Annotated in this window: 16 protein-coding genes; 6 read left to right on the forward strand and 10 right to left on the reverse strand. The window is 67.9% G+C overall.

Translation table 11 applies throughout. From position 1 onward, the window contains the following. The 5 genes from AC07SQ_RS26030 to folC form a co-directional block, all read right to left on the reverse strand. Nucleotides 1-1224, reverse strand: a complete 1224-nt coding sequence (locus AC07SQ_RS26030; RefSeq protein WP_495271785.1) for an O-succinylhomoserine sulfhydrylase — start codon at nucleotides 1222-1224, stop codon at nucleotides 1-3. A gap of 21 nt (nucleotides 1225-1245) precedes the next feature. Then, on the reverse strand, nucleotides 1246-2748 hold the full coding sequence (gene purF / locus AC07SQ_RS26035) for an amidophosphoribosyltransferase (protein WP_070062415.1): 1503 nt from the start codon (nucleotides 2746-2748) through the stop codon (nucleotides 1246-1248). 12 nt (nucleotides 2749-2760) lie between these two features. Further along, nucleotides 2761-3246, reverse strand: coding sequence for a CvpA family protein (locus AC07SQ_RS26040; protein ID WP_070062414.1), 486 nt, complete (start codon nucleotides 3244-3246; stop codon nucleotides 2761-2763). A gap of 35 nt (nucleotides 3247-3281) precedes the next feature. Further along, nucleotides 3282-4157: an SPOR domain-containing protein gene (locus AC07SQ_RS26045; protein ID WP_495271786.1), complete on the reverse strand. Its 876-nt coding sequence runs from the start codon at nucleotides 4155-4157 to the stop codon at nucleotides 3282-3284. Between the two features lie 72 nt (nucleotides 4158-4229). Continuing rightward, entirely contained in the window at nucleotides 4230-5537 is a 1308-nt protein-coding gene (gene folC / locus AC07SQ_RS26050) for a bifunctional tetrahydrofolate synthase/dihydrofolate synthase (RefSeq protein ID WP_492728125.1), read from the reverse strand. A gap of 36 nt (nucleotides 5538-5573) precedes the next feature. Between folC and AC07SQ_RS26055 the strand changes: the two genes are divergently transcribed. The 4 genes from AC07SQ_RS26055 to argG all read left to right on the forward strand — a co-directional run bounded on the left by AC07SQ_RS26055 (nucleotide 5574) and on the right by argG (nucleotide 8424). Then, a complete protein-coding gene (locus AC07SQ_RS26055) occupies nucleotides 5574-5927 on the forward strand; it encodes an ArsC family reductase (protein WP_495271787.1) in 354 nt (117 codons plus the stop codon). A 58-nt stretch (nucleotides 5928-5985) separates the two neighbouring features. Next, nucleotides 5986-6615, forward strand: coding sequence for a hypothetical protein (locus AC07SQ_RS26060; protein ID WP_495271788.1), 630 nt, complete (start codon nucleotides 5986-5988; stop codon nucleotides 6613-6615). 126 nt (nucleotides 6616-6741) lie between these two features. Next, the gene (gene ppnP / locus AC07SQ_RS26065; RefSeq protein WP_095950849.1) at nucleotides 6742-7068 is read left to right on the forward strand and encodes a pyrimidine/purine nucleoside phosphorylase; all 327 of its coding nucleotides are present in this window, start codon (nucleotides 6742-6744) and stop codon (nucleotides 7066-7068) included. 15 nt (nucleotides 7069-7083) lie between these two features. Then, the gene (gene argG, locus AC07SQ_RS26070) at nucleotides 7084-8424 is read left to right on the forward strand and encodes an argininosuccinate synthase (protein ID WP_062469963.1); all 1341 of its coding nucleotides are present in this window, start codon (nucleotides 7084-7086) and stop codon (nucleotides 8422-8424) included. A gap of 90 nt (nucleotides 8425-8514) precedes the next feature. Here the strand turns inward: argG and AC07SQ_RS26075 are convergent, their stop codons facing one another. Continuing rightward, the gene (locus AC07SQ_RS26075; RefSeq protein WP_495271789.1) at nucleotides 8515-9348 is read right to left on the reverse strand and encodes a glycine-rich domain-containing protein; all 834 of its coding nucleotides are present in this window, start codon (nucleotides 9346-9348) and stop codon (nucleotides 8515-8517) included. Nucleotides 9349-9352: 4 nt separating this feature from the next. After that, nucleotides 9353-10405: a UDP-N-acetylmuramate dehydrogenase gene (gene murB, locus AC07SQ_RS26080; RefSeq protein WP_495271790.1), complete on the reverse strand. Its 1053-nt coding sequence runs from the start codon at nucleotides 10403-10405 to the stop codon at nucleotides 9353-9355. Nucleotides 10406-10448: 43 nt separating this feature from the next. Between murB and AC07SQ_RS26085 the strand changes: the two genes are divergently transcribed. Both AC07SQ_RS26085 and AC07SQ_RS26090 read left to right on the forward strand, forming a co-directional pair. Next, nucleotides 10449-10934, forward strand: a complete 486-nt coding sequence (locus tag AC07SQ_RS26085) for a YajQ family cyclic di-GMP-binding protein (protein ID WP_095746332.1) — start codon at nucleotides 10449-10451, stop codon at nucleotides 10932-10934. 7 nt (nucleotides 10935-10941) lie between these two features. Further along, nucleotides 10942-11586 (forward strand): retropepsin-like aspartic protease family protein, encoded by a 645-nt coding sequence (locus AC07SQ_RS26090; RefSeq protein ID WP_495271791.1) that lies wholly within the window; start codon nucleotides 10942-10944, stop codon nucleotides 11584-11586. A 19-nt stretch (nucleotides 11587-11605) separates the two neighbouring features. On the opposite strand, the gene AC07SQ_RS26095 is transcribed toward AC07SQ_RS26090, so the two are convergent. The 3 genes from AC07SQ_RS26095 to AC07SQ_RS26105 form a co-directional block, all read right to left on the reverse strand. Beyond that, complete coding sequence (locus tag AC07SQ_RS26095; protein WP_070062404.1) at nucleotides 11606-11959, reverse strand: RidA family protein; 354 nt, start codon at nucleotides 11957-11959, stop codon at nucleotides 11606-11608. 7 nt (nucleotides 11960-11966) lie between these two features. After that, nucleotides 11967-12602 carry a glycerol-3-phosphate 1-O-acyltransferase PlsY gene (gene plsY, locus AC07SQ_RS26100; protein WP_062469978.1) on the reverse strand — a complete coding sequence of 212 codons (636 nt, stop codon included), beginning with the start codon at nucleotides 12600-12602 and terminating at the stop codon, nucleotides 11967-11969. Nucleotides 12603-12675: 73 nt separating this feature from the next. Beyond that, nucleotides 12676-13167 carry an aminoacyl-tRNA deacylase gene (locus AC07SQ_RS26105; protein ID WP_495271792.1) on the reverse strand — a complete coding sequence of 164 codons (492 nt, stop codon included), beginning with the start codon at nucleotides 13165-13167 and terminating at the stop codon, nucleotides 12676-12678. Nucleotides 13168-13169: the final 2 nt, after the last annotated feature.

The raw sequence follows: 13169 nt of genomic DNA on the forward strand, positions 1-13169 counted from the left end.
TCAGGAAGTCAGGGTGCTCAGGCCGCGCGAAAGGTCGGCCGTGATGTCGTCGATGTATTCGAGGCCGACCGCGAGGCGGATCAACCCCTGGCTGATGCCGGCGGCCTGGCGCTGCACTTCGGTGAGGCGGCCGTGCGAGGTCGTGCCGGGGTGCGTGATGATGGTCTTGGTGTCGCCCAGGTTGGTGGCGATGCTCACCACGCGCGTGCTGTTGATCACGTGGAAGGCGTTGGCGCGCGCGGCTTCGGGTGTGTCGCCGACCACGTCGAACGACACCACCGCCCCGCCCTGCCCCGACTGCTGGCGCATCGCGAGTTCGTGCTGTCCATGCGAGGCAAGACCGGGGTAGTACACGCGCGCAATGCCGGGCTGCTGCTCGAGCCACTGCGCCACGGCCAGCGCATTCGCGCATTGCGCCTTCATGCGAATGCCGAGTGTTTCCATGCCCTTGAGCACGACCCACGCATTGAATGGCGACAGCGCCATGCCGGCGGTGCGCACCACGGGGCCGAAGACATCGACGATGAGCTTCGACGGACCGCAGATCGCGCCAGCCATCACGCGGCCCTGGCCGTCGAGGTACTTGGTGCCCGAATGGATGATGAGGTCAGCGCCCAGCTCAGCCGGCCGCTGCAGGATCGGCGTGCAGAAGCAGTTGTCGACCGCGAGCAGCGCGCCCACGCCGTGGGCCAGGTCGGCCAATGCCTGGATGTCGCAGACTTCCGTCAGCGGGTTGGTCGGCGTTTCTGCGAAGAGCAGCTTGGTGTTGGGCTTGAGCGCCGCGCGCCATTCGGCCACGTCGGTCTGCGAGACAAAGGTGGTCTCGACGCCGAACTTGGCGAACTCCTTGCCGAACAGGTTCAGCGTGGAGCCGAACACCGAGCGCGAGCAGATCACGTGGTCACCGGCCTTGAGCAGGCCCATGCACATCATGAGGATCGCGCCCATGCCGGTCGAGGCGCCGATCGCGGCCTCGGTGCCTTCGAGCGCGGCCAGGCGCTGCTCGAAGCTGGCGACCGTCGGGTTCGACGTTCGCGAGTAGGTGAAGCCGGCCTCGGTGCCGGCGAAGCGGCGTGCCGAGGTCTCGGCGTCGGGCTGCACGAAGCCGCTCGTGAGGAACAGGGCCTCCGAGTGCTCGCCGTGCTGGCTGGGCGCCAGGCCGGTGCGCAGCGCGAGGGTGTCGCGGTGCAGGCCGGGCGGCAAGGTGCGTTCGTCTTGGCTCACGTCGGCCCTCTCTTCTTTCTCTTACTCGCTGGGGTTCGGCAGGGCGAGGCGCGAAGCGTCTTCTTCGTTTTCCTCGATGCGCGGACGGTTGCCGTTCATGCGCGAGATGGCGGCGGTGTCGATGTCGCCGGTCACGTACACGCCGTCGAAGCACGAGGCGTCGAAACCGGCGAGCTTCGGATTGAGCGAACCGATGGCGCGCTTCATGGCGTCGACGTCCTGGTAGATCAGCGCGTCGCAGCCGATGAGTTCGCGGATTTCCTCGACGGTGCGGTCGTGCGCCACGAGTTCGTCCTTGGTCGGCATGTCGATGCCGTAGACGTTCGGGTAGCGCACCGGCGGTGCGGCGCTGGCCAGGTAGACCTTGCGCGCGCCGGCGTCGCGCGCCATCTGCACGATCTCGCGGCTGGTGGTGCCGCGCACGATGGAGTCGTCGACCAGCAGCACGTTGCGGCCCTTGAACTCGCTGCCGATCACGTTGAGCTTCTGGCGCACCGACTTCTTGCGAACGCCCTGCCCCGGCATGATGAAGGTGCGGCCCACGTAGCGGTTCTTCACGAAGCCTTCGCGGTACGGAATACCCAGCAGGTGCGCGAGTTGCGTGGCGCTCGGGCGGCTCGATTCGGGAATCGGGATGATCACGTCGATCTGGTTCGGCGGCACGGTCGAGACCACGCGCTTGGCCAGCGTTTCGCCCAGGTTCAGGCGTGCCTGATACACCGAGATGCCGTCGAGCACCGAGTCGGGACGCGCGAGGTACACGAACTCGAAGATGCACGGGTTGAGCGACGCGCCTTCGGCGCACTGCATCGAGTGCACGTTGCCTTCGAGGTCGATGAACACGGCCTCGCCCGGTTCGATGTTGCGTTCGAACACGTGGCCCGAGCCTTCGAGCGCGACCGATTCGCTGGCCACCATGACGGTGCCGTCGGCACTGCGGCCCATGCACAGCGGACGGATGCCGTAGGGGTCGCGGAAGGCCAGCAGGCCGTGGCCGGCGATCAGCGAGACCACGGCGTAGGAGCCGCGCAGGCGCTTGTAGACGTTCTTGACGGCGGCGAACACCTCGGCCGGGTGCAGCGGCACGCCGCGCGAAGAGCGCTCGACTTCGTGGGCCAGCACGTTGAGCAGCACTTCGGAGTCGCTCTCGGTGTTGGTATGGCGGTGGTCGGTGGAGAACAGCTCCGCGCGCAGGGCGTGCGCGTTGGTCAGGTTGCCGTTGTGCACGAGCACGATGCCGAAGGGCGCGTTCACGTAGAAGGGCTGCGCCTCTTCCTCGCTGTAGGCGTTGCCCGCGGTCGGGTAGCGCACCTGGCCCAGGCCCACGTTGCCCGGCAGCGCGCGCATGTTGCGGGTGCGGAACACGTCGCGCACCATGCCCTTGGCCTTGTGCATGAAGAACTTGCGTTCCAGCAAGGTCACGATGCCGGCCGCGTCCTGGCCGCGGTGCTGCAGCAGCAGCAGCGCGTCATAGAGCAGCTGGTTGACGGGTGCGTTGCTGACAACGCCGACGATTCCACACATGAACGATTCCTCTCAGGGCAGGTAGCTTGCCAACTTTTCAGGCAGCGAGGGTTTGAGGCCCTGCAATGCCGCATCGAGAACAATGGCGCTGCGCGATTCGTGCCACCAGGCACTGTCGCTCAACGCCAGCAAATGAACAACGACCGCCAGCACGAGCAGGGCCACCGCCCCCCGTGCCGCGCCGAACGCTGCTCCCAAAATCCGGTCCACCGGCCGCAGGCCGACCGCGGCGATCAGCTTGCGCGTGAGGGCTGCCGCCAGCCCCACGCCGAACGCCACCGCCACGAACACCAGCACGAAGGCCAGCGGATAACGCCAGGTGGCCTGCGGGTCGCCGAACGGCAGCCAAGCCGCCACGTCGGAGGCCACCCACTGGGCCACGATGAAGGCGGCCACCCAGCCGATCAGCGAAATCACTTCGAACACCAGGCCGCGCACCAGCCCGAACAGCATCGACAGCACGATGAGCGCGATGGCGATCCAGTCGAGCAGGGCCACGGCAATGAACTACAGGCAGCGGGCGACGGCGGTGCTTACAACGTGAGGATGGCTGCGGCCAAAGACAAGCCCTTGACCCGGTCCGCGGCCTTCTCGGCCTCGGCACGCGAGGCGAACGGCCCGACGCGCACACGCGTGCGTTCGCCGTCGGTCGTCTTGGCGACGTGTACGTAGGTCTTGAGGCCGGCGCGCTCGAGCTTCTGGCGCACTTCGCGCGCCTTGTCGGCATCGGCGAAAGCACCGACCTGCACGACGAAGCGGCCGTTGTCGTCGGCGGCCGGCTTGGGCGCGGCGGCGGGCGGCTTGCCTTCGAGCAGCGCGCGGGCGCGGGCGCCGTCGTCGGCATTTGCGGCGGGCTTGGCGGGTTCCGGCTTCGGCTTGGGCTCGGGCTTCGGTTCAGGCTTTTTCGGCTCCGGCTTGGGCTCCGGTTTGGGTTCGGGCTTCGGCTCGGGTTTGGGTTCCGGCTTGGGCTCGGGCTTCTTCGGCTCCACGGCGGGCTTGGGCGCCGGCGGGGTGGCGGGCACGGTCGTGCCGGGCTCGATCACGGTGCCGTCGGCGGTCTCAGTGATCATGCCGCCGGCCGACGAGGCTGCCGCCACGCGGGAGCTGCCATCGGACGACGACGACGGCGCGCTGCTCGTCGCGGGTGCCGGCGTGGCGGGCACGGGCAGCGGCTTGGCCTTGTTGCGGTCGGGAATCTCGATCGGGATGTCGACCGGCACGGGGCGCGGCTGGGTATCGAACAGCAGCGGAAAGCCGATCACGCCGACCAGCACCAGCACCGCCGCGCCGAGCAGCCGATGGCGCGCACGCCGGCGCATGGATTCGACACTTTCCGCCGGCACCGCCGCGGGGGCGCTGCGTCCTTCGTTGCCTTGTGGGCCGCGCGCGCGGAACTTGAAAAACGCCATGAAGTTCGATCCCTGGAGGAGTGCAGCGAGGTGGTGCCCGATGGTGCCGGATGGGTGTGGACAGCCCGACGATCAGCCGCCTGGCAGCAGGTGTTTGGCTTGCAGCCGGGGGGTGCCGTTTTCGAGGACGCCACCCACGGTGAAGAACGATCCGAAGACCACGATTCTATCAGTGGCACCTGCCTGCTCGATGGCCGCGCGCAGGGCGTCCATCGGGCTCGCATGCACGCTGCCCGAGGCGTCGGCGCGCGTGTTCTGGGCCTGCCACGCGGCCAGCAGATCGGCGGCCTTGGCGGCGCGCGGCGTGGGCAGGTCGGTGAAGTACCAGCGGTCGATCAGCGGCCCGATGCGCGCCAGGATGGGCGCGAGGTCCTTGTCGGCCATGACGCCGAACACGCCGTGCGTGGTGGGCGAAAAACCCATCGCGTCAAGGTTCTCGGCCAGCGCCGCCACGGCGTGGGCGTTGTGCGCCACGTCGAGCACCAGCGTGGGCTCGCCCGGCACGATCTGGAAGCGGCCCGGCAGCTCGACCATCGCGAGCCCGTTGCGCACCGCCTGCGCCGTGATCGGCAGCTGCGGGCGCAGCGCCTCGAGCGCCGCGAGCACGCCCGCCGCGTTGAGCAGCTGGTTGGCGCCGCGCAACGCCGGATAGGCCAGCCCGCTGTAGCGCCGCCCCCGGCCCGACCAGCCCCACTGCTGCTTGTCGCCCGAGACATTGAAGTCGTGCCCGAAGCGCCACAGGTCGGCGCCGATGGCGTTGGCGTGGTCGATGACGCTTTGCGGCGGCACCGGATCGCTCACGATGGCGGGCTTGCCGGCGCGCAGGATGCCGGCCTTCTCGAAGCCGATGCTTTCGCGGTCGGGGCCGAGGTATTCCATGTGGTCCAGGTCGATGCTGGTGATGACCGCGCAGTCGGCGTCGATGATGTTCACTGCGTCGAGCCGGCCGCCCAGTCCGACCTCGAGGATCGCCACGTCGGGCTTCTCCTGGATCATGCAATGCAGGATGCCGAGCGTGGTGAACTCGAAGTAGGTCAGGGCCATGTCGCCACGGGCCTTTTCCACCACCTCGAAGCTTGCTATCAGTTTGGAAGCATCGACCGCCTCGCCCTTGAGCCGCAGCCGCTCCTCGAAGCGCACCAGGTGCGGCGAGGTGAACACGGCCGTGCGGTAGCCCGCGTGCGTCAGGATCGATTCGAGCATGGCGCAGGTCGAGCCCTTGCCATTGGTGCCCGCCACCGTGATGACGGGGCAGTCGAAACGCAGGCCCAGACGCTGCGCCATTTCTTTGGCGCGATCGAGCCCGAGTTCGATCTTGTCGGGATGAAGGTGCTCGGCGCGCGCGAGCCAGTCGTTCAGGGTTTCCATGGAGGCCGGCATTGTCGCCGACCCGCCGCTCGCGGCATCATGGCGGCCATGACAACCCTATACGGCATTCCGAACTGCGACACCGTCAAGCGCGCCCGCGCCTGGCTCGACGACCATGGCGTGGCCTACGCCTTCCACGATTTCAAGAAACAGGGCGTGCCCGAAGCCGAACTCGACCGCTGGCTCCAGGCCCCCGGCTGGGAGGCGCTGGTGAACCGCAAGGGCACCACCTGGCGCAAGCTGGACGAGGCCACCCGCGACGCGGTGGTCGACGCCGCCTCGGCCCGCCCCGTGCTGCTGGCCAACCCCAGCCTGATCAAGCGGCCGGTGGTCGACTGGGGCCCGAAGACGGGCGTAACGACTGGTTTCGATGCCGATCGCTGGGCTGTGAACGCCGTGTAAACCCCGGAACCCCGTCCCGCCGGCCGGCCTCCAACCGCGATCTGCAGGAGAGAACACCATGAACAGACACGTTTTTCGCATCCTCACAGGGCTTTCGGCGGCCGGCCTGCTGGCCACGGGCGCCAGCGTCGTGCAGGCCCAGCAAGTGGTCCAGGCGCGCGTGATTTCCGCCACGCCGATCCGCGAAACGACCGGCAGCGACGTCAGCTACAACGTCACCTACGAATACCAGGGCCGCCAGTACACGACCCGCACCACCAGCCGGCCGGGCGCCACCATCCCGATCCAGGCCAGCGCCTACGGTGTGACCACCGCGCCGGTCCAGCCCCAGTCGCAATTGCAGCCCTACCCGGTCGAGGCCAACAACGGCCCGCAGTACCCGGAACAGTACCCGCAGCAGGGGCAGTACCCGTACCAGCAAGGCGCCAACTCCCCGTGGGACAGCGTCGTGCCCGAACCCGGCGTGGTGGTGTCCAACGCGCCGGCGCCGGTCTACACGCAGCCGGCCGCGGTGTACGCCCCGCCCGTCTACGTACAGCCCGCCTACACCTACCCGTATGCGCAGCCCTACGTCTACCCGCCGGTCGGCATCTCGCTGAACCTGGGCTATTCGCGCGGCTGGGGCGGTGGCGGCTACTACCGTGGCTACCGCGGATGGGGCGGCCATCGCCACGGCTGGCGCTACTGAGTTCCCCCACGGCGGGCCGGCTCGCCCGAGCCCCTAAAATCGAGGGCTTCTCCAACCCCGGGGGTGCTGCTGCCGCGGCGCGTCCCTCGATCCGCCGAACGCGCAGGCGCCGGCGCCATCCATCCAATGACGACGACTACCGACACCATCAACAGCGCCGCAGTGGCCACCAAGGCCAATGTGTATTTCGACGGCAAGTGCGTGAGCCACAACCTCACCCTGGCGGACGGCACCAAGAAATCGGTCGGCGTGGTCCTGCCCTCCACCCTCACCTTCAACACCGGCGCGCCTGAAATCATGGAAGGCACCGGCGGCAGCTGCGAATACCAGCTCGCGGGCACCAGCGAATGGATCGCCTCGGGCCCCGGCCAGAAGTTCAGCATCCCGGGCAACTCGAGCTTCCAGATCCGCGTGACTGGCGAGCCCTACAGCTACATCTGCCACTTCGGTTGAAACGGAACCCCTGACATGTCGACCATTCTCCAAAACGTTCCCGCCGGCCAGAAGGTCGGCATCGCCTTCTCGGGCGGCCTGGACACCAGCGCGGCGCTGCACTGGATGAAGCTCAAGGGCGCGGTCCCCTACGCCTACACCGCCAACCTCGGCCAGCCCGACGAGCCCGACTACGACGAGATCCCGCGCAAGGCGATGCTCTACGGCGCCGAGAACGCCCGCCTGATCGACTGCCGCGCGCAGCTGGCCAACGAAGGCATCGCCGCCCTGCAGGCCGGCGCGTTCCACGTGACCACCGCCGGCGTGACCTACTTCAACACCACGCCGCTGGGCCGCGCGGTGACGGGCACCATGCTGGTGTCGGCCATGAAGGAAGACGACGTCCACATCTGGGGCGACGGCAGCACCTACAAGGGCAACGACATCGAGCGCTTCTACCGCTACGGCCTGCTCACCAACCCCGCGCTGAAGATCTACAAGCCCTGGCTCGACCAGGTCTTCATCGACGAACTGGGCGGCCGCGCCGAAATGTCGGCGTTCATGCAAAAGGCCGGCTTCGCCTACAAGATGTCGTCCGAGAAGGCCTACTCGACCGACTCGAACATGCTGGGCGCCACGCACGAGGCCAAAGACCTCGAGCACCTGAACAGCGGCATGCAGATCGTGCAGCCCATCATGGGCGTGGCCTTCTGGAAGGACGAAGTCGAAGTCAAGCGCGAAACCGTCTCGGTGCGCTTCGAGGAAGGCGTGCCCGTCGCGCTGAACGGCGTGCGCTACACGAACCTGGTCGAGCTGATCCTCGAAGCCAACCGCATCGGCGGTCGTCACGGCCTGGGCATGAGCGACCAGATCGAGAACCGCATCATCGAGGCCAAGAGCCGCGGCATCTACGAGGCTCCCGGCCTGGCGCTGCTGTTCATCGCCTACGAGCGCCTGGTCACCGGCATCCACAACGAAGACACCATCGAGCAGTACCGCGACAACGGCCGCCGCCTGGGCCGCCTGCTGTACCAGGGCCGCTGGTTCGACCCGCAAGCCATCATGCTGCGCGAGACGGCCCAGCGCTGGGTGGCACGCGCCATCACCGGCGAAGTGACGGTCGAGCTGCGCCGCGGCAACGACTACTCGATCCTGAACACCGAATCGGCCAACCTCACGTACAAGCCCGAGCGCCTGAGCATGGAAAAGGTCGAAGGCGCGTTCACGCCGCTGGACCGCATCGGCCAGCTCACGATGCGCAATCTGGACATCGTCGACACGCGCGAAAAGCTCGCCATCTACACGCAGGTCGGCCTGCTGTCGTCGGGCGAAGGCGCCTCGCTGCCGAAGCTGGCGAACGACGGCGACGCGAGCTGATCGATCCCTTCGCTGCCCTTGCCAACCGCAAGGGCAGCAATGACAACGGGCCCCTCGGGGCCCGTTTTTCTTTGGAAGGTGCACCCGGCGTCAGTCGCCGCCGCCTCCGCACCCGCCGCCGCATCCACCACCGCCATCGGACGCACCACCGCCGTCGCTGGAGCCGCCATCGCCGCTCCCGCTCGACTCGCTGCCACCGAAGCCCCCGGCATCGCCCGAGCTGCCGCCGTCGGACGACGAATCGCCGAAGCTCGAGCCGCAGTGCGCGTCGGTGCCCGTTGCGCGCTCGATCGCCCGGCAATCGGGGATGTAGTGGAAGCCGCCCGCAATCGCGAACTTGATGTCCAGCGCAAACAGCAGCGGCAGCCGCGCCGGATTACGCGGGTCGATGCTTTCTTCCTTGCAGGCCCAGTACCAGGTGCGGCGCAGGCCGTCGTTGCGCCGCGCGTCCTGGCCCAGTACCTCGGCCGGGCTGTGGTGCAGCAGGCGCCCGAAGGCCGCCTGGCACCAGGTCTGGTAGCCCTGCGTGTGCAGGATGAACTCGTGCCAGGCCGTGTCGACCACCCGCGAGGGCATGGCGACGAACTTGAGGTTGCTGCGCAGGTACGCCATGAAGAACTGCCGCAGCCCGCGCAGCACCAGCTCGGCGTCGCGTCGGCTCAGTTGCGGGTGCGCCGCACGGAGCTTGCCGATCAGGAACGGCGGCAGCCGGGCCTCGCGGATGAACTGGCGGCGCAGGCTGAGTTCGATCTGGCTCAGGAGCACCGCGAAGGAGAAGGCCGCGAGGATCAGCAGCACCGACCCCCACCAGCCCGCCCGCACCAGGAACACCGAGGCGATGCCCGCCACGATGACGGCAAGCTGCGCCCAGCCCAGCACGGCGATGCGCCGGCGGTAGTTCAGGTGCAGGAAGTCGAGATCCACCGCGTCAGACCACCACCGGCTCCGGCTCCAGCCGGATGCCGAAGCGCTCGTACACGCTGGTCTGGATCGCCTTGGCCAGCGTCATCACCTCGCCGCCGGTCACCGGGTTGGCCGAGCCGCCGCGGTTGACCAGCACCAGCGCCTGCTTTTCGTACACGCCGGCGTTGCCCACCGACTTGCCCTTCCAGCCGCAGGCGTCGATGAGCCAGCCGGCCGCGAGCTTGATGCTGCCGTCGTCCATCGGGTAGTGCACGATCTTGGGGTCGCGCGCGATGATGTCGGCGCACTGCTCGGGCGTGACCGTCGGGTTCTTGAAGAAGCTGCCGGCGTTGCCCAGCACGCGCCAGTCGGGCAGCTTGGCGCGGCGGATGGCGCAGATCCATTCGAAGATGCCGACCGCGCTCGGTGTGAAATTGCCGGTTTCTTCCATCTTGCGCTCAAGGTCGAGGTAGCCGACCACCGGCTTCCAGGGCTTGGGCAGCCGGAAACGCACCCGTGTGATGACCGCCCGCCCCGCCAGGCCGAAATCGTTCGGGCCGCTGCGCACGTGCTTGAAGACCGAGTCGCGGTAGCCGAAGGCGCACTGCGCCGCATCGAGCGTGAAGGCGCGGCCGGTTTCGAGGTCGAAGGCGTCGAGCGAGTCGAAGCGGTCCTGCAGCTCGACGCCGTAGGCGCCGATGTTCTGCACCGGCGCGCCGCCCACCGTGCCGGGAATGAGCGCCAGGTTTTCCAGCCCCGGGTAGCCGCTGCGCACCATCCATTCGACGGTGTCGTGCCAGGTTTCGCCGGCGCCGGCCTCGACGACCCAGGCCCGCGGCGTCTCTTCGACCAGCCGGCGGCCCTTGATCTCGACCTTCAGCACCAGCGGCTTGACGTCGCCCGTGAGCACGATGTTGCTGCCGCCGCCGAGCACGAAACGGGGTTCGTCGCGCCAGGCGGGGTCGGCGTGCAGCGCGGCCAGGTCGGCCTCGCTGGTGATGCGCGCCAGGTGCTGCGCGCGCGCGACGATGCCGAAGCTGTTGTAGGGCTGCAGCGGGACATTGGACTCCACGATCATGGGAGAATTGTCGCATTCAGTCCCCGTGCGTCCAGGAGAGCCTATGCCGTCTTTCGATACCGTCTGCGAGCCCAATCTGCCCGAAGTGAAGAATGCGGTCGAAAACACCGCCAAGGAAATCGGCACGCGCTTCGATTTCAAGGGCACCGCCGCCGCCGTCGAGCTCAAGGACAAGGAGATCACCATGATCGGCGATGCCGAGTTCCAGCTCGTGCAGGTCGAGGACATCCTTCGCAACAAGCTCACCAAGCGCAACGTCGACGTGCGCTTTCTCGACAAGGGCGACGTCCAGAAAATGGGCGGCGACAAGGTCAAGCAGGTCATCAAGATCAAGAACGGCATCGAGAGCGAGCAGGCCAAGAAGATCACCCGCATCGTCAAGGACAGCAAGCTCAAGGTGCAGGCCGCGATCCAGGGCGACGCCGTGCGCATCACCGGCGCCAAGCGCGACGACCTGCAGGCCGCCATGGCCCTCATCAAGAAGGACGTGCCCGACATGCCGCTGTCCTTCAACAACTTCCGCGACTGACCCGCGCATGAAGGCGCTCCTCGTCGCGGCGCTGTGGGCGGCCGCGGCCATGGCGGCGCACGCCGCCGACTCGGTCACGCTGACCGGCTCCATCGGCAGCCGCGCGATCCTCATCGTGAACGGCGCGCCGCCCAAGACGGTGGCGGTCGGGGAGACCTTCCAGGGCGTCAAGCTGGTGTCGCTGCAGGCCGACCAGGCGGTCGTCGAATCGGCGGGCAAGCGCTTCTCGCTGCGCATGGATTCGCCCGTGAGCATCGGCCGGGGCGGCATTGCCGGCAGCGGCGGCAACCGCATCGTGTTGCAGGCCGACAGCCGGGGCCACTACATGACGCAGGGCCAGATCAACGGCCGCGCCGTCACCTTCATGCTCGACACCGGCGCGACCACCATCGCGCTGTCGGCGGTCGATGCCCAGCGCATCGGGCTCGACTACAGCAAGGGGCAGCCGGTGCAGATTCGCACCGCCAACGGCAACGCCCCAGGCTACAGGCTGCGGCTGCAGAGCGTGCGCGTGGGCGACGTCGAGGTCTACGACATCGACGCCATCGTCTCGCAGCAGCCCATGCCGTACGTGCTGCTGGGCAACAGCTTTCTCAATCGCTTCTCGATGCGGCGCGACGCCGACGAGATGATTCTCGAGAAGCGGTACTGAGACCGCTCCCGCCCCGGTCTCAGGCCTGTGCGGCCGTGACCACGATCTCGATCTTGTAGGCCGCGTTGGCCATCTTGGCCTCCACGGTCGCGCGCGGCGGCGTGTTGCCGGCCGGAATCCACGCATCCCACACCTCGTTCATGGCGCCGATGTCGCCGATGTCGGCCAGGAAGATCTGCGTCATGAGGATGCGCGACTTGTCGCTGCCGGCCTCGGCCAGCAGGCGGTCGACCATGCCGAGCACCTGGGCGGTCTGGCCGCGGATGTCCTGCGTGGTGTCGTCGGGCACCTGGCCCGCGAGGTAGATGGTGCCGTTGTGCACCGCGGTCTCGGACAGACGCGGGCCGACGTGGAAGCGGGTGATGGATGCCATGGTGAGTTCAAGCCTTTTTCTTCGAGCCGAGTTTCGACTCCGTGCCGGCCGCGAGCCGGCGGATGTTTTCGCGGTGCCGCCAGATCAGCAGCAGACTCATGATGATGATCGCAATCAGCACCGTGCGGTCGAGTGGCCACGCAATGTTTCCACCCAGCAGGTAGTAGGCCGGCGCGAAGAACGCCGCCACCAGCGACGACAGCGACGAGTAGCGGAAGAAGATCGCGATGATCAGCCAGGTCGCGCCCGTGGCCAGCCCCAGCCAGGGCGCGATGCCCACCAGCACGCCGGCGGCCGTGGCCACGCCCTTGCCGCCCTGGAAACCGAAGAACACCGGGTACAGGTGGCCCAGGAAGGCCGCCAGGCCCGCCAGCGCCGCCACGCCCTCGCCCAGCCCCCACTGCGCGCCGAACTGGCGGATCAGGAACACCGGCAGCCAGCCCTTCGCCGCGTCGAGCAGCAAGGTGGCCAGCGCGGCGCCCTTGTTGCCCGAGCGCAGCACGTTGGTGGCGCCAGGGTTGCCGCTGCCGTAGCTGCGCGGGTCGGCCATGCCGAGCGACTTGCTCACGATGACCGCAAACGACAGCGAACCGATCAGGTACGACGCCACGATGGCAAGGAGGGAAGGCAGATCGAAACTCAAGGCGGTCTCCGGGGAACGGATTGTTGTTGTGCGCCGCCGGCCTGCATGCCCGGCGGGAAAAAGCAAACGCCGGCTATTCTGCCAGCGCGCACTGCACGGGCTTGGCGCCCAGGAGCGTCAGGCACACCTGCGGATCGATGCCCACGAGGTAGCCGCGCCGCCCGCCGTTGATCGCGATCTTCGGCAGTTCGAGCACGCTCGACTCGATGTAGACGGGCATCTCGCGCCGCGTGCCGAAGGGCGAGGTGCCGCCCACCAGGTAGCCGCTGTGGCGCTGCGCCACCTCGGGCTTGCAGGGCTCGACCGACTTGGCGCCGATCTGCCGCGCGAGGTTCTTGGTCGACACCGTGCGGTTGCCGTGCATCAGCACGATCAGCGGCCTGGCGTCCTGGTCCTGCATCACCAGCGTCTTGACCACGGTGAACGGGTCGAAGCCCAGCACCTGCGCGCTGTGCTGGGCGCCGCCGTGCTCCAGGTACTCGTAGGGGTGCTCGGTGAAGGCGACCTTGTTCGCCCGCAGCAGCTGGGTGGCGGGCGTCTCGGAAACGTGGGCTTTCTTGCTCACTT

The sequence above is a fragment of the Variovorax sp. GW821-FHT06D12 genome (assembly GCF_059419205.1).

Coding starts and splice junctions, on each gene's coding strand:
- murB (WP_495271790.1), bottom strand. CDS start 10,405: ATGATCGTGGAGTCCAATGTCCCGCTGCAGCCCTACAACAGCTTCGGC.
- folC (WP_492728125.1), bottom strand. CDS start 5,537: ATGCCGGCCTCCATGGAAACCCTGAACGACTGGCTCGCGCGCGCCGAG.
- AC07SQ_RS26055 (WP_495271787.1), top strand. CDS start 5,574: ATGACAACCCTATACGGCATTCCGAACTGCGACACCGTCAAGCGCGCC.
- ppnP (WP_095950849.1), top strand. CDS start 6,742: ATGACGACGACTACCGACACCATCAACAGCGCCGCAGTGGCCACCAAG.
- AC07SQ_RS26090 (WP_495271791.1), top strand. CDS start 10,942: ATGAAGGCGCTCCTCGTCGCGGCGCTGTGGGCGGCCGCGGCCATGGCG.
- argG (WP_062469963.1), top strand. CDS start 7,084: ATGTCGACCATTCTCCAAAACGTTCCCGCCGGCCAGAAGGTCGGCATC.
- AC07SQ_RS26060 (WP_495271788.1), top strand. CDS start 5,986: ATGAACAGACACGTTTTTCGCATCCTCACAGGGCTTTCGGCGGCCGGC.
- AC07SQ_RS26095 (WP_070062404.1), bottom strand. CDS start 11,959: ATGGCATCCATCACCCGCTTCCACGTCGGCCCGCGTCTGTCCGAGACC.
- purF (WP_070062415.1), bottom strand. CDS start 2,748: ATGTGTGGAATCGTCGGCGTTGTCAGCAACGCACCCGTCAACCAGCTG.
- AC07SQ_RS26045 (WP_495271786.1), bottom strand. CDS start 4,157: ATGGCGTTTTTCAAGTTCCGCGCGCGCGGCCCACAAGGCAACGAAGGA.
- AC07SQ_RS26085 (WP_095746332.1), top strand. CDS start 10,449: ATGCCGTCTTTCGATACCGTCTGCGAGCCCAATCTGCCCGAAGTGAAG.